Source organism: Burkholderia sp. Bp9016 (assembly GCF_003857765.1).
GTDB lineage: Bacteria > Pseudomonadota > Gammaproteobacteria > Burkholderiales > Burkholderiaceae > Burkholderia.
Genome location: NZ_QTPY01000022.1, coordinates 42,906 through 68,047, shown reverse-complemented (window position 1 = coordinate 68,047; position 25,142 = coordinate 42,906). Strand labels below are relative to the sequence as shown.

27 protein-coding genes are annotated in these 25,142 nt (G+C 66.4%); 18 read left to right on the top strand and 9 right to left on the bottom strand.

Translation table 11 applies throughout. The features are described 5' to 3' along the window. Positions 1 to 6: 6 nt before the first annotated feature. The 10 genes from DIE13_RS24690 to DIE13_RS24645 all read left to right on the top strand — a co-directional run bounded on the left by DIE13_RS24690 (position 7) and on the right by DIE13_RS24645 (position 8,698). A complete protein-coding gene (locus DIE13_RS24690; protein ID WP_124829713.1) occupies positions 7 to 951 on the top strand; it encodes a catechol 2,3-dioxygenase in 945 nt (314 codons plus the stop codon). Positions 952 to 972: 21 nt separating this feature from the next. Beyond that, positions 973 to 1,422 (top strand): heme-binding protein, encoded by a 450-nt coding sequence (locus DIE13_RS24685; protein ID WP_124829712.1) that lies wholly within the window; start codon positions 973 to 975, stop codon positions 1,420 to 1,422. Positions 1,423 to 1,489: 67 nt separating this feature from the next. Further along, positions 1,490 to 3,001 (top strand): 2-hydroxymuconic semialdehyde dehydrogenase, encoded by a 1,512-nt coding sequence (locus DIE13_RS24680; RefSeq protein WP_124829711.1) that lies wholly within the window; start codon positions 1,490 to 1,492, stop codon positions 2,999 to 3,001. Positions 3,002 to 3,029: 28 nt separating this feature from the next. Further along, positions 3,030 to 3,812 carry a 2-oxopent-4-enoate hydratase gene (dmpE, locus tag DIE13_RS24675; protein ID WP_096500762.1) on the top strand — a complete coding sequence of 261 codons (783 nt, stop codon included), beginning with the start codon at positions 3,030 to 3,032 and terminating at the stop codon, positions 3,810 to 3,812. 41 nt (positions 3,813 to 3,853) lie between these two features. After that, entirely contained in the window at positions 3,854 to 4,774 is a 921-nt protein-coding gene (locus DIE13_RS24670) for an acetaldehyde dehydrogenase (acetylating) (protein ID WP_124829710.1), read from the top strand. Positions 4,775 to 4,819: 45 nt separating this feature from the next. Continuing rightward, the gene (dmpG, locus tag DIE13_RS24665; RefSeq protein WP_124829709.1) at positions 4,820 to 5,866 is read left to right on the top strand and encodes a 4-hydroxy-2-oxovalerate aldolase; all 1,047 of its coding nucleotides are present in this window, start codon (positions 4,820 to 4,822) and stop codon (positions 5,864 to 5,866) included. Then, positions 5,863 to 6,651: a 2-oxo-3-hexenedioate decarboxylase gene (gene dmpH, locus DIE13_RS24660; protein WP_124829708.1), complete on the top strand. Its 789-nt coding sequence runs from the start codon at positions 5,863 to 5,865 to the stop codon at positions 6,649 to 6,651. The genes dmpG and dmpH overlap by 4 nt, the downstream gene beginning before the upstream one ends. Before the next feature lie 26 nt (positions 6,652 to 6,677). Further along, positions 6,678 to 6,869, top strand: coding sequence for a 2-hydroxymuconate tautomerase (locus DIE13_RS24655; protein ID WP_105132058.1), 192 nt, complete (start codon positions 6,678 to 6,680; stop codon positions 6,867 to 6,869). A gap of 37 nt (positions 6,870 to 6,906) precedes the next feature. Further along, positions 6,907 to 7,728, top strand: a complete 822-nt coding sequence (locus tag DIE13_RS24650) for an alpha/beta fold hydrolase (RefSeq protein WP_124829707.1) — start codon at positions 6,907 to 6,909, stop codon at positions 7,726 to 7,728. Between the two features lie 67 nt (positions 7,729 to 7,795). Further along, positions 7,796 to 8,698, top strand: a complete 903-nt coding sequence (locus DIE13_RS24645; protein WP_124829706.1) for a transporter — start codon at positions 7,796 to 7,798, stop codon at positions 8,696 to 8,698. 116 nt (positions 8,699 to 8,814) lie between these two features. On the opposite strand, the gene dbpA is transcribed toward DIE13_RS24645, so the two are convergent. The 3 genes from dbpA to mqo form a co-directional block, all read right to left on the bottom strand. Continuing rightward, the gene (gene dbpA, locus DIE13_RS24640; RefSeq protein ID WP_124829705.1) at positions 8,815 to 10,212 is read right to left on the bottom strand and encodes an ATP-dependent RNA helicase DbpA; all 1,398 of its coding nucleotides are present in this window, start codon (positions 10,210 to 10,212) and stop codon (positions 8,815 to 8,817) included. Then, positions 10,209 to 10,406, bottom strand: a complete 198-nt coding sequence (locus DIE13_RS24635; RefSeq protein ID WP_124829704.1) for a hypothetical protein — start codon at positions 10,404 to 10,406, stop codon at positions 10,209 to 10,211. Before DIE13_RS24635 ends, dbpA begins: the two co-directional genes overlap by 4 nt. Before the next feature lie 441 nt (positions 10,407 to 10,847). Continuing rightward, positions 10,848 to 12,494: a malate dehydrogenase (quinone) gene (gene mqo / locus DIE13_RS24630; protein ID WP_124829703.1), complete on the bottom strand. Its 1,647-nt coding sequence runs from the start codon at positions 12,492 to 12,494 to the stop codon at positions 10,848 to 10,850. Positions 12,495 to 12,546: 52 nt separating this feature from the next. Here mqo and DIE13_RS24625 point away from each other — a divergent pair, with 52 nt between their 5' ends. Next, positions 12,547 to 12,825 carry a hypothetical protein gene (locus tag DIE13_RS24625; RefSeq protein WP_124829702.1) on the top strand — a complete coding sequence of 93 codons (279 nt, stop codon included), beginning with the start codon at positions 12,547 to 12,549 and terminating at the stop codon, positions 12,823 to 12,825. A gap of 200 nt (positions 12,826 to 13,025) precedes the next feature. Here the strand turns inward: DIE13_RS24625 and DIE13_RS24620 are convergent, their stop codons facing one another. Further along, on the bottom strand, positions 13,026 to 13,346 hold the full coding sequence (locus DIE13_RS24620) for a hypothetical protein (protein ID WP_124829701.1): 321 nt from the start codon (positions 13,344 to 13,346) through the stop codon (positions 13,026 to 13,028). 61 nt (positions 13,347 to 13,407) lie between these two features. Beyond that, positions 13,408 to 13,896 (bottom strand): Lrp/AsnC family transcriptional regulator, encoded by a 489-nt coding sequence (locus tag DIE13_RS24615; protein ID WP_124829700.1) that lies wholly within the window; start codon positions 13,894 to 13,896, stop codon positions 13,408 to 13,410. Between the two features lie 125 nt (positions 13,897 to 14,021). Between DIE13_RS24615 and DIE13_RS24610 the strand changes: the two genes are divergently transcribed. Together DIE13_RS24610 and DIE13_RS24605 are read left to right on the top strand one after the other, a co-directional pair. After that, entirely contained in the window at positions 14,022 to 15,059 is a 1,038-nt protein-coding gene (locus DIE13_RS24610; RefSeq protein ID WP_124829699.1) for a histone deacetylase family protein, read from the top strand. Positions 15,060 to 15,131: 72 nt separating this feature from the next. After that, positions 15,132 to 16,277 (top strand): branched-chain amino acid ABC transporter substrate-binding protein, encoded by a 1,146-nt coding sequence (locus tag DIE13_RS24605; RefSeq protein WP_124829698.1) that lies wholly within the window; start codon positions 15,132 to 15,134, stop codon positions 16,275 to 16,277. Positions 16,278 to 16,307: 30 nt separating this feature from the next. Here DIE13_RS24605 and DIE13_RS24600 read toward each other — a convergent pair whose 3' ends face one another. Further along, positions 16,308 to 17,189: a mechanosensitive ion channel family protein gene (locus DIE13_RS24600; RefSeq protein WP_124829697.1), complete on the bottom strand. Its 882-nt coding sequence runs from the start codon at positions 17,187 to 17,189 to the stop codon at positions 16,308 to 16,310. Between the two features lie 296 nt (positions 17,190 to 17,485). Here DIE13_RS24600 and DIE13_RS24595 point away from each other — a divergent pair, with 296 nt between their 5' ends. The 5 genes from DIE13_RS24595 (at position 17,486) to DIE13_RS24585 (ending at position 21,378) form a co-directional block, all read left to right on the top strand. Next, positions 17,486 to 18,856, top strand: coding sequence for a M23 family metallopeptidase (locus DIE13_RS24595; RefSeq protein WP_124829696.1), 1,371 nt, complete (start codon positions 17,486 to 17,488; stop codon positions 18,854 to 18,856). Between the two features lie 503 nt (positions 18,857 to 19,359). Then, complete coding sequence (locus tag DIE13_RS24590; protein WP_233410063.1) at positions 19,360 to 19,959, top strand: DUF6402 family protein; 600 nt, start codon at positions 19,360 to 19,362, stop codon at positions 19,957 to 19,959. Further along, positions 19,949 to 20,263: a hypothetical protein gene (locus tag DIE13_RS33510; protein WP_233410064.1), complete on the top strand. Its 315-nt coding sequence runs from the start codon at positions 19,949 to 19,951 to the stop codon at positions 20,261 to 20,263. Before DIE13_RS24590 ends, DIE13_RS33510 begins: the two co-directional genes overlap by 11 nt. A 185-nt stretch (positions 20,264 to 20,448) precedes the next feature. Then, on the top strand, positions 20,449 to 20,586 hold the full coding sequence (locus DIE13_RS33005; protein WP_175751121.1) for a hypothetical protein: 138 nt from the start codon (positions 20,449 to 20,451) through the stop codon (positions 20,584 to 20,586). A 270-nt stretch (positions 20,587 to 20,856) separates the two neighbouring features. Then, positions 20,857 to 21,378 carry an RrF2 family transcriptional regulator gene (locus tag DIE13_RS24585; RefSeq protein WP_096500723.1) on the top strand — a complete coding sequence of 174 codons (522 nt, stop codon included), beginning with the start codon at positions 20,857 to 20,859 and terminating at the stop codon, positions 21,376 to 21,378. A gap of 85 nt (positions 21,379 to 21,463) precedes the next feature. Here DIE13_RS24585 and DIE13_RS24580 read toward each other — a convergent pair whose 3' ends face one another. The 3 genes from DIE13_RS24580 to DIE13_RS24570 form a co-directional block, all read right to left on the bottom strand. Further along, on the bottom strand, positions 21,464 to 22,669 hold the full coding sequence (locus DIE13_RS24580) for an NAD(P)/FAD-dependent oxidoreductase (RefSeq protein WP_124829695.1): 1,206 nt from the start codon (positions 22,667 to 22,669) through the stop codon (positions 21,464 to 21,466). A gap of 361 nt (positions 22,670 to 23,030) precedes the next feature. Continuing rightward, complete coding sequence (locus DIE13_RS24575; RefSeq protein ID WP_124829694.1) at positions 23,031 to 23,765, bottom strand: fucose-binding lectin II; 735 nt, start codon at positions 23,763 to 23,765, stop codon at positions 23,031 to 23,033. Positions 23,766 to 23,935: 170 nt separating this feature from the next. After that, positions 23,936 to 24,325, bottom strand: coding sequence for a fucose-binding lectin II (locus DIE13_RS24570; RefSeq protein WP_124829693.1), 390 nt, complete (start codon positions 24,323 to 24,325; stop codon positions 23,936 to 23,938). Between the last annotated feature and the right edge of the window lie 817 nt (positions 24,326 to 25,142).

Below are 25,142 nucleotides of genomic sequence, written 5' to 3'. Positions count from 1 at the left end.
CTCACCATGGGTGTGATGCGTATTGGTCATGTCAGTCTGAAGGTGATGGACATGGAAGCGGCGCTGCGTCATTACGTGCGCGTGCTCGGCATGCAGGAAACGATGCGCGACGCGGCGGGCAACGTCTACCTGAAATGCTGGGACGAATGGGACAAGTATTCGCTGATCCTGTCTCCGTCCGATCAGGCGGGGCTCAAGCATGCCGCATACAAGGTCGAGCACGACGCCGATCTGGATGCGTTGCAGCAGCGCATCGAAGCGTACGGGATCGCGACCGAGATGCTGCCCGAAGGCGCGCTGCCGGCGGTCGGCCGCCAACTGCGATTCCTGCTTCCGAGCGGTCACGAACTGCGGCTGTTCGCGAAGAAGGAACTGGTGGGCACCGCGGTCGGCTCGCTGAACCCCGATCCGTGGCCCGACGACATTCCGGGCTCGGCCGTGCACTGGCTCGACCACTGCCTGCTGATGTGCGAACTGAACCCGGAGGCCGGCGTGAACCGCGTCGAGGAGAACACGCGCTTCATGGCCGAGTGTCTCGACTTTCATCTGGCCGAGCAGGTGATGGTCGGCCCGGGCAACACGATCCAGGCCGCGACCTGGATGTTTCGGAGCACGACGCCGCACGACATCGCATTCGTCGGCGGCCCGCGCAACGGCCTGCATCACATCGCGTTCTTCCTCGACGACTGGGCCGACGTGCTGAAGTCGGCCGACGTGATGGCGAAGAACAAGGTGAAGATCGACGTTGCGCCGACGCGGCACGGCATCACGCGTGGCACCACCATCTATTTCTTCGACCCGAGCGGCAACCGCAACGAGACGTTCGCGGGGCTCGGCTACCTCGCGCAACCCGATCGCCCGGTCACGACGTGGACCGAGGAGGAGCTCGGGCGCGGGATCTTCTTCCACTCGGGCGAGCTGAACGAAGCGTTCACGACCGTCTACACCTGATCTCGCAAGGAGCACGGCGCCATGCATCGAAACGATACGAACCGGAGCGTCGACGTGCGCACGATCGACTGGCTCGCCGCGTCGCGCGCGGCGCAGGCGGCGGCCGAGGCCGCCGGGCGGCTCGGCGTGCGCGTGAACGTCGCGGTGGTCGATGCGGCCGGCCTGCTTGCGGCCTTCGTGCGCATGCCCGGTGCGCCGCTGCATTCGATCGACATCGCGATCGACAAGGCATACACGGCCGCGAGCTTCGGCTTGCCGACCGGCGCGTGGCACGACGCGCTGGCGACGCACTCGGACGCAGTGCGGCAGGGCCTCGTGCTGCGCGCGCGCTTCGTCGCGTTTGGCGGCGGGCTGCCGATCGTCGACGACGGCGCGTTGATCGGCGGCATCGGCGTATCGGGCGGCAGCGAGGCGCAGGACGAGCAATGCGCGCACGCGGGGCTCGACGCAGCCGGCTTCGGTGGCCCATGAAACACGACGCGCGAACAGGCTTCACGCCCCCACGGATCACGGATTCACGACTATCGGTACCCACATCATGTACGACACCGAACCCATCGCCGCGACACGCGGCCCCGCCGGCGGGCAGCCGGAACCGCGGCTCGTCCGCAACTTCATCGACGGCGACTATCGCGCGGGCGAACGCTGGTTCGACAAGCGCTCGCCGCTCGACAACGCGGTGATCGCACGCGTGGCCGAAGCGAGCCGCGCCGATGTCGACGCCGCGGTACAGGCGGCGCGCGCGGCGCTGGCCGGCCCGTGGGGCGGCCTGGGCGTCGCGCAGCGCGTCGAGATCCTGTATGCGGTGGCCGACGGCATCACGCGCCGTTTCGACGATTTTCTCGAAGCGGAAGTGGCCGATACCGGCAAGCCGGTGAGCCTCGCGAGTCATATCGACATCCCGCGCGGCGCCGCGAACTTCAAGGTGTTCGCCGACGTCGTGAAGAACGTGCCCGGTGAAACGTTCGAAATGGCGACGCCGGACGGCGCCGGCGCGCTCAACTACGCGATCCGCCGCCCGGTCGGCGTGGTCGGCGTGATCTGCCCGTGGAACCTGCCGCTGCTGCTGATGACGTGGAAGGTCGGGCCGGCGCTCGCGTGCGGCAACACGGTGGTCGTGAAGCCGTCGGAGGAGACGCCGCAAACGGCCGCGCTGCTCGGCGAAGTGATGAACGCGGCCGGCGTGCCGCGCGGCGTCTACAACGTCGTGCACGGCTTCGGGCCGGGCTCGGCCGGCGAATTCCTGACCACCCATCCGGGCGTGAACGCGATCACGTTCACCGGCGAGACGCGCACCGGCGCGGCCATCATGAAGGCCGCGGCCGACGGCGCGCGGCCCGTCAGTCTCGAGATGGGCGGCAAGAACGCGGCGATCGTGTTTGCCGACTGCGATTTCGACGCGGCTGTCGAAGGCACGTTGCGCTCGTGCTTCGCGAATACGGGGCAGGTCTGTCTCGGCACCGAGCGCGTCTATGTCGAGCGTCCGCTGTTCGAGCGCTTCGTCGCCGCGCTGAAGGCCGGCGCCGAGCGGCTGCGCCCCGGCCGCCCTGAAGCGGAGTCGACCGGCCTCGGCCCGCTGATCAGTCAGGAACATCGCGACAAGGTGCTGTCGTATTACCGCCAGGCGGTCGAACTCGGCGCGACGGTCGTGACGGGCGGCGGCGTGCCCGACATGCCGGACGACCTGCGCGACGGCGCGTGGGTGCAGCCGACGATCTGGACCGGCCTCGGCGACGATTCGCCGATCGCGCGCGACGAGATCTTCGGGCCGTGCACGCTGGTGATGCCGTTCGATTCCGAAGCCGAGGCGATCGGCCGCGCGAACGCGAATGCGTACGGGCTGTCGACCGCGATCTGGACCGGCAACCTGTCGCGCGCGCATCGCGTCGCCGCGTCGATCGACGTCGGCATCGCATGGGTCAACTCGTGGTTCCTGCGCGACCTGCGGACCGCATTCGGCGGCGCGAAGCAATCGGGCATCGGCCGCGAAGGCGGCGTGCATTCGCTCGAGTTCTACACGGAGCTGCGCAACGTCTGCGTGAAGCTCTGACCCACCCGTTACCGACCGGAAAACTTTTATGGACTCCACGTTGATTACCACGCTGGGCGACCGTCTGTACGACGCGATGACGTCGCGCACGCCCGTCGCGCCGCTGACGTCGCAGCACGAAGACCTGTCGGTCGACGACGCGTACCGGATCCAGCAGCGCTTCGTGCAGCGCCGCCTCGATGCGGGCGAGACCGTCGTCGGCAAGAAGATCGGCGTCACGTCGAAGGCGGTGATGGACATGCTCGGCGTGTACCAGCCCGACTTCGGCTACCTGCTGTCGGGCATGGTGTACGGCGAAGGCGAGTGCATCGCGCTCGACACGCTGATCCAGCCGAAGGCCGAAGGCGAGATCGCCTTCGTGCTGAAGCGCGACCTGCTCGGCCCGGGCGTGACGAACGCGATGGTACTGGCGGCGACCGAATGCGTGATGCCGTGCTTCGAGATCGTCGATTCGCGCATTCGCGACTGGAAGATCCGCATCGGCGACACGGTGGCCGACAACGCGTCGTGCGGCGTGTTCGTGCTCGGCGACCGTGCGGTGAGCACGCGCAGCGTCGATCTGTCGACCTGCGGGATGGTGCTCGAGAAGAACGGCGACGTGATCGGCACCGGCGCCGGTGCGGCCGCGCTCGGCTCGCCGGTGAATGCCGTCGCGTGGCTCGCCAATACGCTCGGCCGCCTCGGCATTCCGCTGAAGGCCGGCGAAGTGATCCTGTCCGGCGCGCTCGCTGCAATGGCGCCGGTCGGACCCGGCGACAACTTCCGCGTGTCGATCGGCGGGATCGGCGCGTGCTCGGTACGGTTCGCGTGAGCGTCGCCCGTTCCCCATTTCAGTCAAACGAGGAATTCCCCATGACCCGAAAGATCCGTTGCGCGCTGATCGGCCCCGGCAACATCGGCACCGACCTGCTCGCCAAACTGATGCGCAGCCCCGTGCTCGAACCTGTGTGGATGGTCGGCATCGATCCCGATTCGGACGGCCTGAAGCGTGCGCGCGAACTCGGCCTGAAGACCACTGCCGAGGGTGTCGACGGCCTGCTGCCGCACGTGCAGGCCGACGGCGTGCAGATCGCATTCGACGCGACGAGCGCGTACGTCCACGCGGAGAACAGCCGCAAGCTGAATGCGCTCGGCGTGCTGATGATCGACCTGACGCCGGCCGCGATCGGCCCGTACTGCGTGCCGCCCGTCAATCTGAAGGACCACATCGGCTCCGGTGAGATGAACGTCAACATGGTCACCTGCGGCGGCCAGGCGACGATCCCGATGGTGCGCGCGATCTCGCGCGTGCAGCCGGTCGCATACGGGGAGATCGTCGCGACCGTGTCGTCGCGCTCGGTCGGCCCCGGCACCCGCAAGAACATCGACGAATTCACGCGCACCACGGCGGCGGCCGTCGCGCAGGTCGGCGGTGCGAAGCAGGGCAAGGCCATCATCGTGATCAACCCGGCCGATCCGCCGCTGATCATGCGCGACACCGTGCACTGCCTGACGGAAAGCGCGCCCGACGAAGCGCGCATCGTCGAATCGGTGCACGCGATGATCGCCGACGTGCAGCGTTACGTGCCGGGTTACCGGCTCGTCAACGGGCCGGTGTTCGACGGCAACCGCGTGTCCGTCTATCTCGAGGTCGAAGGCCTCGGCGACTACCTGCCGAAATACGCGGGCAACCTCGACATCATGACGGCCGCTGCCGCGCGCACCGCCGAAATGTTCGCCGAGGAACTGCTGGCCGGGCGCCTCACGCTGGCGTCGGCCGCGCAGGCGGCCTGACGCGCGCAGATGCGACTTCCACGACCGGACAAAGAGGAAACGGCAATGAATCTCAAAGGCAAACGCATCACCGTCCACGACATGACGCTGCGTGACGGCATGCACCCGAAGCGTCACCAGATGACGCTCGATCAGATGCGCTCGATCGCGACCGGGCTCGACGCGGCCGGCGTGCCGCTGATCGAGGTCACGCACGGCGACGGCCTTGGCGGCTCGTCGGTCAACTACGGCTTTCCCGCGCATACCGATGCGGAATATCTCGGCGCGGTGATCCCGCTGCTCAAGCGCGCGAAGGTGTCCGCACTGCTGCTGCCGGGCATCGGCACCGTCGATCACCTGAAGGAAGCGCATGCGCTCGGCGTACATACGATCCGCGTCGCGACGCACTGTACCGAGGCCGACGTCTCGGAGCAGCACATCGCGATGGCACGCAAGCTCGACATGGATACCGTCGGCTTCCTGATGATGAGCCACATGAACAGCCCCGAAGGACTGGTGAAGCAGGCGAAGCTGATGGAGTCGTACGGCGCGAACTGCATCTACATCACCGATTCGGCGGGCTACATGCTGCCCGACGACGTGAAGGCTCGCCTGGGCGCGGTGCGCGATGCGCTGCAGTCCGACACGGAGCTGGGTTTTCACGGCCACCACAACCTCGCGATGGGCGTCGCGAACTCGATTGCGGCGATCGAGGCCGGCGCGAACCGGATCGACGGCGCGGCGGCGGGGCTTGGCGCCGGCGCGGGCAACACGCCGCTCGAGGTGTTCGTCGCCGTGTGCGAGCGGATGGGCATCGAGACCGGCGTCGACGTGTGGAAGATCCAGGACGTCGCGGAGGATCTCGTCGTGCCGATGATGGACTTCCCGATCCGCATCGACCGCGACGCGCTGACGCTGGGCTATGCCGGCGTCTACGGGTCGTTCCTGCTGTTCGCGAAGCGGGCCGGCGAGAAGTACGGGATTCCTGCGCGCGACATCCTCGTCGAGCTCGGCCGGCGCGGGATGGTCGGCGGGCAGGAGGACATGATCGAGGACACCGCGCTGACGCTCGCGAAGGCGCGCGCCGCGCAAGCGAAGCGGGAGGCCGCATGAACCTGTCGATTGACACGATCGAGTCGCTGGCCGCGCATCTCGACGACTGCATGCGCGACGCGCGCGACACGCCGAAGATCACCGACCGTCATCCGGAGATGGACTGGGACGACGCCTACGCCGTGCAGGATGCGATCCGCCGCCGGCAGCTCGCGCGCGGCGCGCGCATCGTCGGCTACAAGGCCGGCCTGACCTCGCACGCGAAGATGCGGCAGATGGGCGTCGACACACCCGTGTTCGGCTTCCTGACCGATATCTGCGATCTGCCCGACGGCGGCGAGTGCGATACGTCCGCGCTGATTCATCCGAAGGTGGAGCCGGAGATCGCGTTCGTGACGAAGGCCGAGCTGAAGGGGCCGGGCTGCCATGTCGGCGCGGTGCTCGCCGCGACCGACTTCGTCGTCGCCGGGATCGAGGTGATCGACAGCCGCTACCGCGATTTCAAGTTCGACCTGAAGAGCGTGGTGGCCGACAACACGTCGGCCGCGCGTTTCGTCGCGGGCGGCCGCCCGCTGGCGGTGGACGGCGTCGATCTGCGCACGCTCGGCATCGTGCTCGAGAAGAACGGGCAGCCGGTCGCGTTCGGCGCCGGCGCGGCGGTGCTCGGGCATCCGGCCGCCGCGATCGCGATGCTCGCGAACCACCTGGGTGCGCGTGGCGAATCGATTCCCGCGGGCAGCCTGATCCTGTCGGGCGGCATCACGGAGGCGGTGGCCGTCGCGGCCGGCGACAACGTGACGCTGCGCGTGCAGGACGTCGGGTCGGTCGGCCTGCGCTTCATTTGAACGTCCTGAACGAAAGGGAGGCCATCGTGCCGGTAGCGCATCTGTACATCCTCGAAGGCCGCGACGACGACAAGAAGGAACGCCTGATCGCCGAGGTCACCGAAGCCATCCATCGCTCGCTCGATGCACCGATCGAATCGGTGCGCGTGATCATCACCGAGATGCCGAAAGCGCACTTCGGGATCGGCGGGCAGAGTGCGAAAAAGCGCGGACGCTGACGCAGCGTGCGCCACGGAAATCGACTGGAGGAGCGTCATGTCAAGCAACCCTGAAATCGGCCGCCGGATCGTCGCGGGCGGCCTCGACACCAACTATCACGACGTCGGCGACGGGCCGCCCGTGCTGCTGATCCACGGCTCCGGCCCGGGCGTCACGGCTTACGCGAACTGGCGGCTCACGATGCCCGCGCTGGCCACGCAGTTCCGCGTGATCGCGCCCGACATGGCCGGATTCGGCGAAACCGAACGGCCGAGCGGGTACACCTATTCGATGGACAACTGGGTCGATCACGCGCTCGGCCTGCTCGATGCGCTCGGCGTCGAGCGCGCGCACGTGATCGGCAATTCGTTCGGCGGCGCGCTGGCGCTTGCGTTGGCGGTCCGCGCGCCCGAGCGGGTCGGCCGGCTCGTGCTGATGGGCGCGGCGGGCACGCGCTTCACGCTGACCGAAGGGCTCGACGCCGTCTGGGGTTATACCCCGTCGATCGCGAACATGCGCGGTCTGCTCGACATCTTCGCGTTCGATCGCACGCTCGTGAACGACGAGCTTGCGAAGCTGCGCTACGACGCGAGCGTGCGGCCCGGCTACCAGGAGGCGTTCGCGAACATGTTCCCCGCGCCGCGTCAGCGCTGGGTCGATGCGCTCGCGAGCGAAGAGACGAAGCTGCGCGCGCTGCCGCACGACACGCTGATCGTCCACGGTCGCGAGGATCGCGTGATTCCGCTCGACAGTTCGATGAAGCTACTGGAGTTGTTGCCGAACGCGCAGTTGCACGTGTTCGGCCGCTGCGGGCACTGGACGCAGATCGAGCACGCCGCACGCTTCAACCGGCTCGTGATCGAGCACTTCAACGAGTAGGCGAACGGCGGGGCGATCAGGGCGGACATAAAAAATCAATTCAGTAGAACGAATATTGGAGACATCGATGAAACGAAAGGCTGCATTCGGACTGGTCTCGCTCGCCGCGTGCGCGGGCATGGCGCTGAGCACGGGCGCGCGGGCGACGGAGGGGGGCGGCGATACGATCGGCGAGGGCGCGGAGGCGTTCTTCGCCGGTGCGTTGCCGCCGGCCGGGCTCTACGGGTTGCTGTACTACACCCATTACCATGCGTCGCACTTCAACGATTCCCACGGCAACAGCTCGGTGCCGGGCTTCAAGCTCGATGCCGACGTGCTGATTCCGCGCGTCGTCTGGATGTCGAACCTGTCGGTGCTCGGCGGGCGCTACGGCGCGTATGCGGTGCTGCCGATGGAGCATCTGGCGCTGGATGCGGGCGGCGCGTCGTTCGACCGCACCAATCTCGGCGACCTGATCGTCAGCCCCGCGCTGATCGCATGGGGTTCGGGTGCGTTGCGCACCGTCGCGGCGATCGAGTTCGTGTTCCCGACCGGCCAGTACGACATGCATGCGGCGCTGAACACCGGCAAGAACTACTACACCGCGCGGCCGGTGTTCGGCGTGTCGTGGTTGCCGAACGACAAGGTCGAGGTGTCCGCGAAGTTCACGTACAGCTTCAACTCGCCGAACAACGACACGCACTACCACTCGGGGAACCTGTTCCACGTCGACTACTCGGCGAGCTATGCGGTCACGCCGAAGGCGCGGGTCGGGCTGTCGGGGTACTTCGTCAAGCAGACGACCGACGACATGCAGAACGGGCAGGCGGTCGGGGGCGACGGTTTTCGCGGACAGGCGTTCGCGATCGGGCCTGGTTTCCGTTACCAGTTCAGCAAGGTCAGTCTGGAAGCGCGCGTCGTGAAGGAGTTTTTCGTGCGCAACCGGCCGGCCGGCGAGGCCGTGTGGGCGAAGGCCGTCATTCCGTTCTGACGCGCCGGCGCGTGCGGGCGAGGCGGCGGGGAACGGGGCGCGGTAAGGCAGTGTCTGGCGATGCTCGGCGGGCGTGCCGCATAAGCGCTGCGGCCCGCCCGTCCGGCATCACCTCGTCACTCTTCGTCCATCAGCCGGACCTTGACCCGCTTGCCCTTGATTTTCCCCGCATTGAGCTTGCGCAGCGCGTCGTGCGCGACGCCGCGCTCGATCGCGACGTAGGTCGAGAACTCGGTCACGTTGATCTTGCCGATCTGCTTGCCGTCGAAGCCCGCGTCGCCGGTCAGCGCGCCGAGCACGTCGCCGGGGCGGATCTTGTCCTTGCGCCCGCCGAGGATCTGCAGCGTCTCCATCGGCGGCAGCAGCGTGCCGTCGCCGGCCGGCTTCAGTTCCGCGAGCGGATGCCATTCGACCTCGCGCTTCTGCGCCTGCTCGATCGCGCCGACGCGGCCCATCTCGTCCATGCTGGCGAGGCTCAGCGCCCAGCCTTCCTGGTCCGCGCGGCCGGTACGGCCGATGCGGTGCACGTGCACTTCGGGGTCGGGCGTCACGTCGACGTTGATCACCGCTTCGAGTTGCGCGATGTCGAGCCCGCGCGCGGCGACGTCGGTCGCGACCAGCACCGAGCAACTGCGGTTCGCGAACTGGATCAGCACCTGATCGCGCTCGCGCTGGTCGAGCTCGCCGTGCAGCGCGAGCGCGTGGAAGCCCTGCGCGTGCAGCACGTCGAGCAGGTCGCGGCATTGCTGCTTGGTGTTGCAGAACGCGATCGTGCTGACCGGGCGGTAGTGATTCAGCAACTGGCCGACCGCGTGCAGCCGCTCGGTTTCCGCCACTTCATAGAAGCGCTGACGGATCTTGCTGTTGTCGTGACGCTCCTCGAGCTTCACTTCCTTCGGGTTGCGCAGGAACTGCTGGCTCAGCTTCGCGATGCCGTCCGGATAGGTCGCCGAGAACAGCAGCGTCTGGCGCGTCGTCGGGCACATCCGCGCGACCTTCGCGATGTCGTCGAAGAAGCCCATGTCGAGCATCCGGTCGGCCTCGTCGAGCACGAGCGTGTTCAGCGCACCCAGCTTCAGGTTGCCGCGGTCGAGGTGATCCATGATCCGGCCCGGCGTGCCGACGACGATATGCGCGCCGTGCTCGAGGCTCTGCGCCTGCGGGCGCATCGGCGTGCCGCCGCACAGCGTCAGCACCTTCACGTTTTCCTCGGCGCGCGCGAGGCGGCGCACTTCCTGCGCGACCTGGTCGGCGAGCTCGCGCGTCGGGCACAGGATCATCGCCTGCACGTCGAAACGGCGCGTGTCGAGGCGCGCCAGCAGCGCGAGCGAGAACGCGGCGGTCTTGCCGCTGCCCGTCTTCGCCTGTGCGATCAGGTCATGGCCGGCCAGCGCGATCGGCAGGCTCGCGGCCTGGATCGGCGTCATGTCGACATAGCCGAGCTGCGCGAGGTTCGCGAGCGCGGCGGGCGTCAGCGGCAGCGCGCTGAACGGCGTTGCGGTCGGTTGGGTCAAGAGATGTCTCCGAGGTAGGGGCGGCCTTCCATCTGCTCGTAGACGACCTTGCCTTCGTCGTCCTCGAAGCGTTCGAGATAGTTGCGGGCGCCGCACAGCGGGCAGCGGAACAGCAGCCCCTGGCCTTCGTCCTTGATGACGACGTCGGACGTCTCCCACTGCGTGCCGCAGCTCTGGTTTCGGCAGGTAAACACGGTCTTTCTCCAGCTGAATTCGGTTGTGCGCCCCTGGCAGGCGGGCGCGGGCGCCGCATGGCCACGGCAGTCGCGCGCACCCGCGGGAGCGGGGCGGAGCGGACGGTGGCGTGAGGGTGCGACGCTGCGGATGATGGATCGGGAGGGCGATTCGGGATCGCGCGTGCCGCAATTCTAGCGGATACCGCGCGCGGTGCCGGGCCGGATGGCGCAGAACCGGCGGAATCGACCGGTTTCGTCCAGCCGCCGCCGGGGTACGGCCGGCGGCGCGCGCCCGATCGCCGGGCGTCGACGCAAAAACGGCCATCCTCGCGGATGGCCGCAGATTGCCCGCCGTCTCCCCGTTCTCCGGAGCGGCCGGCGGTCCGTCATTCAGGTGCGACGGGCGCGGGCGAACGGGCAACGGCGCGCCTGGCCTGCGGCGCGTTGCCGTCCGGCGGATTACAGGGCCATGTCGGCCGCTGCCCTGGCTGGCCGGGCGGGCGCCGCGGCGGCACCCGACGGGGCAGGGGCGCTGAGGTCGATCTTCGGCGGCGGCGCGAGTTGCAGCACGTCGCTCGTGTAGGCCCATTCGTCGACGACCTTCGCCGGGCTGTCGTTCAGCTTCGTGCCGTAGCTCGGCACGATCTGGCGGATCTTCTGCTGCCACTCGGGCGTCGCGACCTTGTCCTTGAACACCTTCTGCATCAGGTTCAGCATGATCGGCGCGGCAGTCGACGCGCCCGGCGATGCACCGAGCAGGCCCGCGATGCTGCCGTCCTGCGAGCTGACGATCTCGGTGCCGAGCTTCAGCACGCCGCCCTTCTTCGGATCGCGCTTGATGATCTGCACGCGCTGGCCGGCTTGCCACAGGCGCCAGTCTTCCTTCTTCGCGTTCGGGAAATATGCCTTCAGCGCGTTGAAGCGGTCGTCGTCCGACAGCATCAGCTGGCCGGCCAGATACTCGACCAGCGGGAATTCGTCGACGCCCACGCGCATCATCGGCGCGACGTTGTGCAAGTTGGTGCTCTTCGCGAGGTCGAAATACGAACCGTTCTTCAGGAACTTGGTCGAGAACGTCGCGAACGGCCCGAACAGGATGATCTTCTTGCCGTCGATGATCCGCGTGTCGAGGTGCGGCACCGACATCGGCGGCGAGCCGACCGACGCCTTGCCGTACGCCTTCGCGAGGTGCTGCTTCACGACGTCGGGGTTGTCGGTCACGAGGAACGAGCCGCCGACGGGGAACGCGCCGTAATCCTTCGCCTCGGGGATGCCCGACGCCTGCAGCAGGTGCAGCGCACCGCCGCCCGCGCCGATGAACACGAACTTCGCGTCGACGGCCTGCGGCGGTTCATCCGAATGCAGCTTGACCCACGACACGTGCCACGTGCCGTCCGCGTTGCGCGAGATCTCGCGCACTTCGCTCGACAGCGACAGCGTGAAGTTCGGCTGCGTCTTCAGGTAGCCGACGAACTGGCGCGTGATCTCGCCGAAGTTCACGTCGGTGCCGATCGGCGTCCAGGTGGCGGCGACTTTCTGGTTGCGGTCGCGGCCCTCCATCATCAGCGGCACCCACTGCCTGATCCGGTCGTAGTCTTCCGAGTACTGCATCCCTCGGAACAGCGGGCTCGCCTGCAGCGCTTCGTAGCGCTTCTTCAGGAAACGGACGTTGTCGTCGCCCCACACGAAGCTCATGTGCGGCGTCGAGTTGATGAACGAATGCGGGTTCTTCAGCACGCCCTGCCGGACCTGCCACGCCCAGAACTGGCGCGAGATCTGGAACGACTCGTTGATCTCGATCGCCTTCGAGATGTCGATCTTGCCGTCCGCCTTCTCCGGCGTGTAGTTCAGCTCTGCCAGCGCCGAGTGGCCGGTGCCCGCGTTGTTCCAGCCGTTCGAGCTCTCCAGCGCCACGCCGTCGAGGCGCTCGACCATCGTCATCGACCAGTCGGGCTGCAACTCGTGCAGCCATACGCCGAGCGTCGAGCTCATGATGCCGCCGCCCACCAGCAGGACGTCGACCTTCTTCGTATCGGCGGCATGCGCGGACGACGCGGCGACGCACAGCGCGAGCGCCGACAGAATTACCCGTAACGTTTTGATCACAGCAGATCCTCTTTTTCAACTTGAATGCATCGGCTTGCCATCCCGCCCGGCGATGCTCGATCGCGACCGGCTCGCCCATCCGGAGATCCGGATCGCGAATCCGGAATTCCGGATCGGCCCTGCTCGCTGTTGTATTTGCGCACGCGAAGTCATTGCGCAGGACACCTTCGGATTGGTGCCCGCCGGTCATGCCGTTGCGCGCGCCGCAGGCATGCGCGACGCGCATCGGCCCTTGCCGCAGGCCTTGCCGTTCGGCGTTGCGGGCTGCGTGGAAAGAGGCCGCGCGCGACGCGTCGAGCGGGGGCGGGACAGAAAGGGGCGCGTAATGTAACCGAACTCGATTAGTGTGTCGCCGGTGCCAAATAGCCCTGGTTTTCGTGGGGATTTTTGCGTGTCCGGGTTTCCGGAATGACGGTGCGCGGCACGGGAAAATTCGCCGGCACGAGGGGGTGCCCCGCATGCGATCGGTGCGCCGCGCGCACCGCCGGTTCTTCATCCGGTCACGGCGTTGCACCGCGACCGGTTACCGCATCACTTCCCGCCGCCGTTTCGGCAGAACTGCTCGTACACCTGCGCGGAATTCGCGAAGCCATGCGCCTTCGCGAGTTCCCACGGGCGCTCGCATTGCTGCGTGCGCTCGCACCATGCGTAACCGGCCGAGCCGATGCAGCCGTGCGCATCGCGGTCGCCGCCGACGATCGGCGGGGCGGCCTGCGCGGTCTGCGTGTCCTGCGTATCCTGCCCGGCGATATCGGCCGGGAGAGGGGGAGGCTGTTGCGTCGCGCATGCGCTCAATGCAAATGCGATGGCGATCGCGGTAGCAATCGACACGGAAGGAATGAAGGGTTTCATTACGTAGCGCTCCATGGGATGACGATCGGCAATGGATGCCCGCGCACGGGCGAAGAGGCGTTCACGCATCCGGTACCGGCACGCGCGACGAGAACTTGATCTCGCGTAACGCGAGGCTCGACTGGATCGACGACACGCCGGCCTGTTTTCGCAGCACGTGCTCGACGAATTCCGCATACGCGTCGAGATCGGCCGCGACGACCTGCAGGATGTAGTCGGCCGCGCCGGTGATCTTGTGGCACGACGTCACTTCGTCGTGACGCCGCATCACATCCTCGAAGTGATCCGAATCCTGGTCCGAATGCATGTTGAACGTGACCTGCACGAACGCGAACACGTTCATTCCGAGCGCGCGGCGGTCGAGGTTCGCCTGGTAGCCGGTGATCACGCCTTCGTCCTCGAGCCGCTTGCGCCGCCGCCAGCACGGCGTGACGCTCAGCGACAGCCGCTCGCCGAGCGTCGCGTTCGACAGCGCGCCGTCTTCCTGGAGCAGGCGCAGCATCGCGCGGTCGACGCCGTCCAGCTCCACTGAAGCGCGATTTTTGCTCATTCCAGGGTCTCCGTAGGCGGTTTTCTCAAAATTGTACGAAACGGAGAGGTGAAAAGCAAAGCTATTGCCGGTAGGCGGCAATAGACTGTTGCCACCCCTCACAGCCCTCACTGCAACGGTCAACCATGCTCACGGTCTACAGCAGCGATCATCATCTGCATCGCGGCGTCGAACTGAAAGACGGCGCGATCACCGATTCGTTCGAGAATCCCCTTCGCGCCGAGACGGTGCTCGCACAGGTTCGCGCGGCCGGCCTCGGCGACGTGATCGCGCCGCGCGCGTTCGGTCGAGCGAGCTATGCCGGCGCGCACAGCGCGCGCTATGTCGACTTTCTCGCCGGCGCATGGGACGAATGGACCGCGACCGGCCGCACCTGCCAGGCGCTGCCGCTCGTGTGGCCGGTGCGCGCGATGCCGGCGGCGGCGACGCTGCCCGAGTTCATCGACGGCAAGCTCGGCTTCTTCGCAATGGATGCCGGCGCGCCGATCAACGCCGGCACGTGGGACGCGGTGAGCGCGAGCGCGAACTCGGCGCTGACCGGCGCCGACCTGCTGTCGAATGGCGGCGCGCGCGCGGCGTTCGCGCTGTGCCGGCCGCCCGGTCACCACGCGGGCCGCGAATACATGGGCGGCTACTGCTACCTGAACAACGCGGCGATCGCCGCGCAGCACGGCATCGCGAGCGGCGCGGCGCGTGTCGCGGTGCTCGACGTCGATTTCCACCACGGCAACGGCACGCAGGACATCTTCTACGACCGTTCCGACGTGCTGTTCGCATCGATCCACGGCGAGCCGCCGGTGTCGTACCCGTACTTCTCCGGCTATGCGGACGAGCGCGGCGCCGGCGCGGGCGAAGGCTTCAACCTGAATCTGCCGCTGCCGAAGGGCACCCAGTGGAGCACCTACGCGACGGCGCTCGACCATGCTGCGGCCGCGATCGCCGCGCATGCCCCCGACCTGCTCGTCGTGTCGCTCGGCGTCGACACGTTCGAGCACGATCCGATCAGCCATTTCCGCCTGCGCTCGCCGGACTATCTGCGCATCGGCGAAACGCTTGCGCGCCTGAAGCTGCCGACGCTGTTCGTGATGGAAGGCGGCTACATGGTCGACGAAATCGGCATCAATGCGGTGAACGTGCTGCTCGGATTCGAAGGGCGCGCGTGAGCGCATCTCGCTTTGCCTCCCATGAACGATGGTCCTGATCACCAACGAAGAGCGACAACGAAGGAGACGAACATGAATCGGCATCAGAAGAAGACGGCATGTGCGGCCGCGGTCGGGCTGGCGTGCGCACTGTCCGCGTTTTCCGCGCGGGCGGATGAAATCGTGCGCATCGGGCACGTCGCGCCGCTGACCGGCGCGATCGCGCATCTCGGCAAGGACAGCGAGAACGGCGCGCGGCTCGCGGTCGAGGAAATCAACGCGAAGGGGCTCGTGATCGGCGGCAAGAAGGTCACGCTGCAGCTCGACGCGCAGGACGACGCGGGCGATCCGCGCCAGGCCACGCAGGTCGCGCAGCGGCTCGTCGACGACAAGGTGGTCGGCGTCGTCGGCCACCACAACTCGGGCACGTCGATTCCGGCATCGCGCGTCTATCGCGACGGCGGCGTCGTGCAGATCTCGCAGGCCGCGACCAACCCGATGTACACGCAACAGGGTTTCAAGACGACCTATCGCGTTGTCGCGACCGATGCGCAGCAGGGGCCCGCGCTCGCCAGTTACGCGGCGAGGAACATGGGGGTCAGGACGGTCGCCGTGATCGACGACTCGACCGCCTACGGGCAGGGCCTCGCGACCGAGTTCGAGAAGGCGGCGAAGGCGTCGGGGATGAAGGTCGTCTCGCACGACGCGACCAACGACAAGGCGATCGACTTCCGCGCGATCCTCACGAAGATCAAGGGCGAGAACCCCGACGCGATCATGTACGGCGGCATGGACGCCACCGGCGGCCCGCTCGCGAAGCAGGCGCGCCAGCTCGGCCTGCGCGCGAAGGTGCTCGCCGGCGACGGCGTCTGCTCGACCGACCTGCCGAAGCTCGCGGGCCCGGCGTCGGACAACGTCGTGTGCTCGGAAGCCGGCATCGCGCTCGAGAAGATGCCCGGCGGCGCGGCGTTCGTGAAGCGCTACGAAGCGCGTTACCACCAGCCGATGCAGGTGTATGCGCCGTTCTCGTACGACGCGGTGTACATCATCGTCGACGCGATGAAGCGCGCGAATTCGACCGACCCGGCGAAGGTGCTGGCCGCGATGCCGGCGACCGACTATCACGGCGTGATCGGCGAAACGAGCTTCACGCCGCAGGGCGACCTGAAGCACGGCGCGATCTCGGTGTTCACCTACAAGAGCGGCAGGAAGGCGCTGCTCGACATCGTCAGGATGTAATGGCAACGGGGCGCGCCGCGCCCCGTTGCGTCACGACGCCTGCGCGCGACGTGGTTCGGCCGGCGGCCGCTGCTGCTGTTCGACGTCGTGCACGATATGCAGCTCGCGCGTGCGGATCGGCAGCGCGCAGTCCGCATCGGCGAGGGTCTTGCGCACCTGGCGCGCGAGACGCCAGCGCATCGCCCAGAACTTGTCGGTATGCGTCCAGACGCGCATGTTCGCGATCGCCGTGCTGTCGTCGAAGCGCATCACCATCACGTCCGGCGCGGGATCGTGCAGCACGTCGGGGTCGGCCGCGGCCAGCGCGCGCAGCGCGTCGAGTGCGCGATCGATGTCGTCGTGCACCGACACTTCCACTTCGAGATCGAGGCGACGCGTCGGATTGCGCGTGTAGTTGCGGATCGCGCTGCCCCACAGCGCGCTGTTCGGTACGTACTCGCAGATGCCGTCCGGTTTCGTGAGCCGCGTCATGAAGAGCCCGACCTCGTCCACCGTCCCCGCGACGCCCGTGCCGCCGTCGATGTAGTCGCCCACCTTGAACGGCCGCAGCAGCAACAGCATGATGCCGGCCGCGATGTTCTGCATCGTGCCCTGCAGCGCGAGCCCGATCGCGAGGCCGGCCGCGCCGAGCACCGCGACGATGCTCGCGGTCTGGATGCCGAGTTGCGACAGCGCGCCGACGATCGCGACGATGCGGATGCCCCACACCGCGACGTCGCAGAGAATCGGCCGCAGCGTGTCGTCGACGCGCTCCTTGTTCGCGAGCAGACGGCTCAGCCAGTTGCCGATGCGCTTCGACAGCCACCAGCCGGCGACGAGCAGCGCGAGCGCGCCGCAGAGCCTGATCGAGAGGGTGGACAACGCGTTCCACAGGAACGTCCAGCGTTCCGGATGAAGATGGTCGAGAAACATGACGGGATTCCGGTTTGAAGAAAGAGAGTGCGGCACGCAGCGTGTCGGCAGCCCTCGACTGTACACGGCACGCCGAGTGTCGAGCGAGCACACCAGGCCGGATTTGCGCGCGGTCCGGCGATGCAATCGCGATTTCGTTCGAGTACGAAGCCGATATCGGACCAAATAGGATTGGTCTTATTCAGTGAAGCAGGGTGCGTCGATACACTCGATTCCTCATTGCCGGATCGCGATGATCGTTCCTCCGCGAGATCCGGCGCTTACCCGATTTTTCATTGATAGCGAGTGACGACGCGATGCGGTTCGACCTGTGTTTACGTCTCGCACGCGAACGAGGTCGTTGCGCGCCACGCGGCGCCGTCCGCTTGCCGAATCACCGCGCGCTGCTGCGCGGTGTCGTCGCGGCGGCGTGGCTTGCCGGCGCGCAGGGCGCGGTGGCGCTGGCATCATCCGGCGCCGCGCCTGTCATGCCCGCGCTGGCGCAGGCGGCCGACCTCTTCGACGTGCCCTTTTTCAATTCCGCCCGCACCGTCTGGGGCGGTCTGCTCGCCTCGACGACGGTGCCGCGTGTCGTGCACGCGTCGGATGCGGCGGGTGCGCGGACGGACGACCGACCTGGCCCATTCGTCGTTCGTGCCGGCGCATGCGCACCGTATGTCGTGCTCTGCGACGCCGCGCGCGATGCGATCGAGCGCGATTACGCGGGCCGCTTCGACTACGGTATTGCATCGCCGTTGCCCGCGATCGGCGTGCCGTTCGCATTTGCGTCGCGCGAGGCCGGCCTGGCATCGGCCGAGCCGTTCATGCTCGTGGAGCCGGCGGGCGGTGCGCGGGTCGGCGCGATCGCCGGCAGCCTGCGTGCCTCGCTCGCGCGTGCGGATCTGCCGGCCGGCGTCGCCGCACAGGTCACGCGCATGCTGGCCGGCCGGCTCGACCTGAAGCAACAGGGTGCCGTGGGCGATACGTTCCGCGTGGCCTTCGAACCGACTGACGACGCATCGTTATCCGGCGACCCGCGCGTGACCGCGCTCGATATCCGCTTTCGCGGCCAGCGCGTCGCGGCGGTGTGGTTTGCCGCCGATGCGCGATCGCCGGGCGCTTACTACGATCTCGACGGCGTGCCGCTCGCCGGCACCCGGTTCGCGCAGCCGGTCAGCGCGACGCGCACCAGTTCGCGTTTCGGCACGCGCGTGCATCCGGTGACGGGTGCGCGTCACGTGCACTCCGGGGTCGATCTCGCCGCGCCGGCGGGCCGCACGGTCCGTGCATCGGAGCGCGGCGTCGTGTCGTTCATCGGCACGGAGCCGGGCGGCTACGGCAAGTACGTGGTGGTGCGGCACGATGGCGGCTATGCGTCGTATTACGCGCATCTGTCGGCGTTCGAGCCGACGCTGCGGACCGGCATGCGGATCGCGCGCGGGCAGCGCGTGGGTGCGGTCGGCAGCACCGGGACGGCGACGGGCCCGCATCTGCACTTCGAGGTGCGGCGGCACAACCGGCCGGTCGATCCGGTCGCGCTGGTGCGGGCCGCGAAGGCGGACGCGCTGAAAGGGCCGCAGCGCGTGGCGTTCGAGCGTGTCGCGAAGGGTGCGCACGCACGGCTCGCGTCGGCTGCGTGGTCGCAGCCGGTGGCGGCCGCGCGGCGGGGTGCGTCGCCGGCCGGCTGACTGCTTTGCTCGTGAAGGGCCGGCAACGGGCCGGTTAAATGAAAAAGCCGCCGAACTTCGAGCGCGCATGCCGTTTGCACGGTACTCCTCATCTCCAAATTGAGTGTCAGTCAGGTGTATCAGGCCAGTGCAGTGCGATATTGGCTGCAAGAATCAGTCTCGTCCGATAGGCACCGTGACAACCGGTCACTATGCTTGCGCGGGTGCGGTGCCGGTGAGGGTGCCCTGTTCATGTTCGGAGTGAGTCGGTCAACGATCTTCGCCGGCGCCGCACCTCATCCCAGTTGCGATCCAGTTTCGGCGTGGGCATTCGGTGGTGGCCGGTGGGCGCGGCCAGGACAGAGAAAGACGATGTTGAAACAGCACGCTGCCATATGCGAGCGCCGAGCGCCTGCGCCGAAACCGGAGCAAGACGATGAGCGCAGCATTTGCTTGCTCGGCTTAGCCAGTGTCCATGCTGCGGACGTGTCAGCAACGTATTGCCTTCACGACACAGCAAGACTATGCCAGACGTCAAAAAAGTACCGTATTACGAAATCAAGACGTCGCCGATTCCATTTTCGCTGCCGAAGTGGAAGGAGCACGCTGGCGCCAACGGATGCATTCCTTTGAATACACCGCAAGGTGTTTGCATGGACAGGCTTGCTCCTGGCGAACCCAAGCTTTTCAAGCTTCTAGATCCCAAGCCATCGACGCATGAGTCGATGAAAACACCGGAGCCAGCAAAGGCTCCGCCAGCAAAGCAGGCCACGCCTCCCAAGCCGTCCGAGCCAGTCGACGCAGAAGACTGCGAAAATCCTCCTCCCTTTGACTTACTGGATGTCCCTGAGGCAATGCAACGAATGAAATGGCCTGTTGCGGCCAAGCTTGCCAGGCGATGGTTTGGTGGCCCCAAGCACGTTTGGGATAACAGCTTCAAGACGAACCAGCCGTTTGACAATACCACCGTCACCCTTGAGTGGGCCCTCAAGTTTGGGAAGGTCAAGGCACGATATAACCAGCTCATCTCGAAAAATATCTACAACAAAAATGCCCGGGGCAAGGTTGAAAGATCTGCTGCATCACGCGGTAAAAGAAAAATTCAGATCTTCGGTGGATTTTGATTTTCAGACGGTTGGCGACAAAGGCAATCTCGTCGAGTTTTGCAAGAAGTGGCAATTTCAACTGGTGAGTGTGTCCAGCTTCGATACTTTGCGGTGCGCACAATTAACGATGCAGCACCCAGGAAACTGGAGTACGGGGCGACACTATTTTTTACTACGACCAATCGAAGTCTTCTCCGTTGCGCTTCATTGCCATGCCGCCATCCAGGATGGACTGGTTGACGGCGAGAATACCGTTGCTGCAACGACTGATCGCGGCCTTTTCATGAGATTGAGAATCAGAGAGCAATGGATTGAGCGGTGAAGGCGCTCCCCATCATCCTCAGGACTGCTGCAGGCGGTGTCGCCGCGTCCTTGGCCAGTGCCATCGCATAGGCGGATTCCCCCGCCAATCCTACCTACGAGGCCTGCCCGCCATTCAAAAAATCACCGGCCACGTCGGCCTCCGGGGGCGCGTCTCGCAAGAACGATCAAATGCGCGTGCCACCGATGACGTATAGACCGGCCGACACCCTCACGGGCACGCTGACGGTCACCCCTTCCGCCGCGGGCGGCAACGCGTATTCCAGCGGTACGACGATCACGAAAGGTACGCTGTCGGTGGCTGTCGATAATGCATTCGGTTGATAATCAGGAAACCTGAATTTTGATCGCGGTACACCGTGACTCGGCAGTGAGCATCAGTGCACGATTACCGGGAATGGAAGCGTGCGGTGAGCGTGGTGATCGGATGGCGGCGAAGGCGATACGTTGATCGGCGGATCGGCGCGGGCATTCGATCGTTTTTGCAGGGGCGCGACCCCGGATTGCCGCCGTGCGATCGATGCAAGCAGAACGGATGACTTTGTCGCCATCCTGCGCTACGCTCCCAACTCCGATACCCCGAGTCGCAATATCATGTCGTTCATCAGCACCGGTGTCGAGTATGGCCTGCATTGCCTGCTCTATCTCGCCGACACTTCCACCGGCGTGCGCGATGCGAGCGTGCGCGATCTGGCCGAGATGCAGGGCGTGTCCGTCGATTACGCGGCGAAGCTGTTCACGCGTCTCGCGAAGGCCGGGATCGTCGTCTCCAGCGAGGGCATTCGCGGCGGCTTCACGCTGGCGAAGCCAGCACGGGACATCTCCGTGCAGGACGTCGTCGCGGCGATCGACGGCGACAAGCGACTGTTCGACTGCCGCGAGGTGCGCGGCCAATGCGCTGTGTTCGAAGGCGACGCACCCGCGTGGGCTACGCGCGGCACCTGTTCGATTCATGCGGTGATGCAGGTTGCGGAGCAGGCGATGCGCGCGGAGCTCGAGAAGCAATCGCTCGCCGATCTCGCCGCGCGCGCCTGGTCGAAAGCGCCGGCCAGCTACGGCCCGAAAGTGATCGACTGGTTTGCCGATCGCGCCGCGAGCCGCGGCGGCGAGCGCTGAGTCGCGCCGTGGTGGCGCGGGATGGCGCGACAACCCGCGGGGCGCGCCTGTCGCCGCCCGCGCATCGTCGGCGCCGGCGCGCCGCTCAGGCCACGACGATCCGCAGCGGATCCGCGGCGGCCAGCGCTTCGGCGCGATCCGCATGCGGCGGATAGATCCACTCGGAATTGATCCGGTGTTTGAGCTGCTTCGCTTCCGTGCCCGTCAGCTTTACTTCGCGCTCCCAGCCTTCCGTATAAACCGCGCCCCACGGGCCGAGGTCGAGGCACGTCACGTACTTCGGCTGACTATACGGAATCTGCTTCAGCCCCAGCAGGTCCGCCGCCGCGTTGTGCCCGGCCGAACGGCCCAGGTTCATCGCGTGCTGGCACGACATCATCGTATGGTTGCCGTCGTCGTCGGTTGCAGCATACGCGACGTCGCCCGTCGCGTAGACGCCCGGCACGCCGTCGACCGCGAGGTTGCGATCGACGTGCAGGCGCCCTGTTGCGTCCCGGCGCCCCGGAATCTGTTCGGTCAACGTGCTCGCACGCAGGCCGGCCGTCCAGATCACCGTGCTTGATTCGATGCGCTCCCCGTCTGCCGTCGTGACGCCGCCCGCGTCGACCGAGGCGACACCCGAGCCGAGCTGCCACGTTACGCCGAGCGTGCGCAGCGCTTCTTCGATGACGGGGCGCGGGCCCGCGCCCAGGTCGGGGCCGATTGCGTCGCCGCGCTCGACGATCACGACGCGCACGTCCGCCTCCTCGCCCAGCGCAGCGCGCAGGCGCGCCGGCATTTCCGCCGCCGTTTCGATGCCCGTGAAGCCGCCGCCCGCGACCACGATCGTATTGCGTGCCGTCGATGCCGGCTGTCGCGCCAGGGCGCGAATGTGCGTTTCGAGTTCGACGGCTTCGTCGGTCTGGTCCACGCTGAACGCGTGCTCCGCGAGACCCGGAATCGCCGGGCGGAACAGACGGCTGCCGGCAGCCAGCACGAGGCGGTCGTAGTCGAGCGTCGACGCGTGACCGTTCGTGCCGAGTGCGTCGACAGTCCGGCGCGTCACGTCGATGCGCTCGACCGTGCCCTGGACGAACTTCACGCCGACCGCATCGAAGATCTCGCCGAGCGGCGCGCGGAAGTTCGCCGGGCCTTCCTCATAAAGGCGCGGCCGAACGTGCAGATGGGCATCCGGCGCCACCACGGTAATTTCCACGTCGGTCCTGCGCTGCTCGTCAAGCAGGCGCGCCGCGCTCAGTGCGCTCCACATGCCGGCGAAGCCGGCTCCGATAACAAGAATGCGATTTGCCACTGCTCAACTCCGGTTGAGTGATGCCTGAGGCCGGTGGAACACCGGCCTTGCCTGATGCATCGATGCGCTCGATAACTACGATTCTATGAGTCGTAGTTATCGAGCGCAAGTCCCGTGTTCGGAACTGGCGGCTGAGAAATCGGGGAATGACCCGGCGAGAGGTCGCGGCGAGAACGGGACGTTGCGTTGCCGTGACGGCGATCGACGTGCGGTCGCACAAGTCGCGCAGCCTTGCTGCGGTGGGCCGGATGTGCCGATTTGCCATGGCGGCGGGGAGCATGCGCCGAGGGCGGTACGGCGTACCCGCACAGGCCGCCACGCCGGGCGGCGTGGCGAGGGTCGGTTGGCCGGGTGCGGCTGCTTAGCCCAGCGGCCAGTTCAGGATCGCGATCCCGTCGTTGTAGTCGCCATCGGTGCCGTCCTCCGAGCCGACGAGCCCGAAATAGGTTTTCTTGAAGATGTCGACCTGGCGCGAACCGATCTTCGACGGCTTGCCGTTCGCTGTCACGACCACGCGTACCTTCCCCTTGCCCGAGTTCAGGACCTGCGTGTTCAGGTTCGCGTCCTGCGTGCCCGCGCCCTGGAACGTCGCGGCCGGTTTCGCGTTGTCGTCGACATAGACGTCGATCGTCTGCTGCGCGGCCGAATTGACGAGCGCGGTCACGCCGAACGCGATGTTCGGCGGCAGGTTGAAGACGCCGTCGCGTTCGCCGCCACCGGTGGTCGCGGGATCGGGCTGCACGGGTTGCGGCGTCGCCTTCAAGAAGTAAGTGACCACTGCGCCGACACCGAACTTCGCCGCTGCGGCGGGCAGCACGCCGGGCGCGCCGGCCCACGTCACCGTGCAGGCGACCACCTGTCCCGCCGCATCGGTCTTCACCTTGTTCTGCCAGCTGCCGACGTCGAAGCTGTACGGAATCGTCGCGATGTCGACGAACACGTCGTACTGCGGCAGCTTCTCGACGAGTTGCGCGGTCATGAACTGACGCATGCGGTCGAGCACCGCCTGATCGCCGTTCGATTGCACGGCGGTGGCGTCGTTGCCGGCGAGTTGCAGGAGCGCGTACAGGTCGTCATGGGTAAACGGTTGTTGCATGTCGTCCTCGTCTTGATGGAGTGTCCGTCTGTGTGCGGCCGGTGAACGCGTTCAAGGGGTCGCGTATGCGGCAATACGTGGAACAGCAATCAATCGGCGATACGTTGGCCCCGTCGCCATTGCGATGCCGGCTGCGGGGCTGACGTGCCCCGCGGCATCGACAGGCTTTTTCAGCCGATCGGCCACTGCAGCACGACGATGCCGTCGTTGTAGTCGCTGTCGTGACCGTCTTCCGATACGACGATCCCGAAATTGACCGTGTATGCCGAGCCATCCGATTTCTTGCCGGTGATCGGCGCGAGCCGAGCGTCGGTGGCCGACGTCTTGCCGTTCACCGTCACTTCGAAGCGCAGCTTGCCGTTGCCCGAATTCAGCGTGGCTTCGCGCGGGCCGTCGCGCGTGGTGAGCTTGTGATAAGCCGCCGGTTCCTTGCTGTCGCCGATGAACAGCTTGATGTGCTGCTGCTCGGCGGCATTCGCGAAGAAGATCGCGCGGAAGTCGGTATTCGGCGGAATCGAAAATTCGCCGGCGCGGTTCGAGGACGTTTGAGAGTCGGCCATGCATGTCTCCTGAAGGTGGATCAATAAGGCGCGCTGCCGCGATGCGCAAACGTTTGCTGTTTCAAACGCGGCGAGGCAAGCATGGCAAAAAATAAATGGAAAAATATTCGGCAAGGAATGGAAATTGACCAGTAAATCGAAAAGCGAAACAGTCCGATTTAATGGCGCAAATTCAAATGCTTGTTAATCGATATATCCATTGAACTATATCGAGGTGTGATGCGATTTTTTGAATAATGGGCGGGTACGCAGGGGAGGGCAGGGGAATCCGGCTTCGGGGCAGACGCTCGGTGTTCGCATATGGCAGCGTGTTGTTTCAACGTCGTCTTTCTCTGTCGTGGCCGCGCCCACCGGCCACCGCCGAACGCCCACGCCGAAACCGGATCGAGACAAGGAGGGGTGCGGCGCCGACGGAGATCGTGGACCGGCTCGTTCTCCCGAACTCGAACAGGACACGCCACCGGCACCGCACCCGCGAAAGCATAGCGACCGGCGCTTGCCGCGCCTATCGGACGAGACTGATTTTGCGGCCGCTGGAAACCCGCGACCTCGCGCAGCGCCCATTGACAGCCTACGCCGCGTTGTGATTTGATTCCGGCCATGCAAGCCGCCCAGCCGCTCTTCTCGCTACGACTACTAGCCCGTTCTTCCGGGCTGGGTCTGCGGCTGCGCGCTTTCCATCTGCTTCTTTCCTGAAGCGCCAGATTTCCCCCGTATCACCGACCTGGCCCCGGTTATCGACCGGCGTCTGAGTTCGTCCTTCTTCCGTACCGCTCCGTCCCGGTCGTTCAACCGCCAAGGCCGTCGTTCGCCGTAC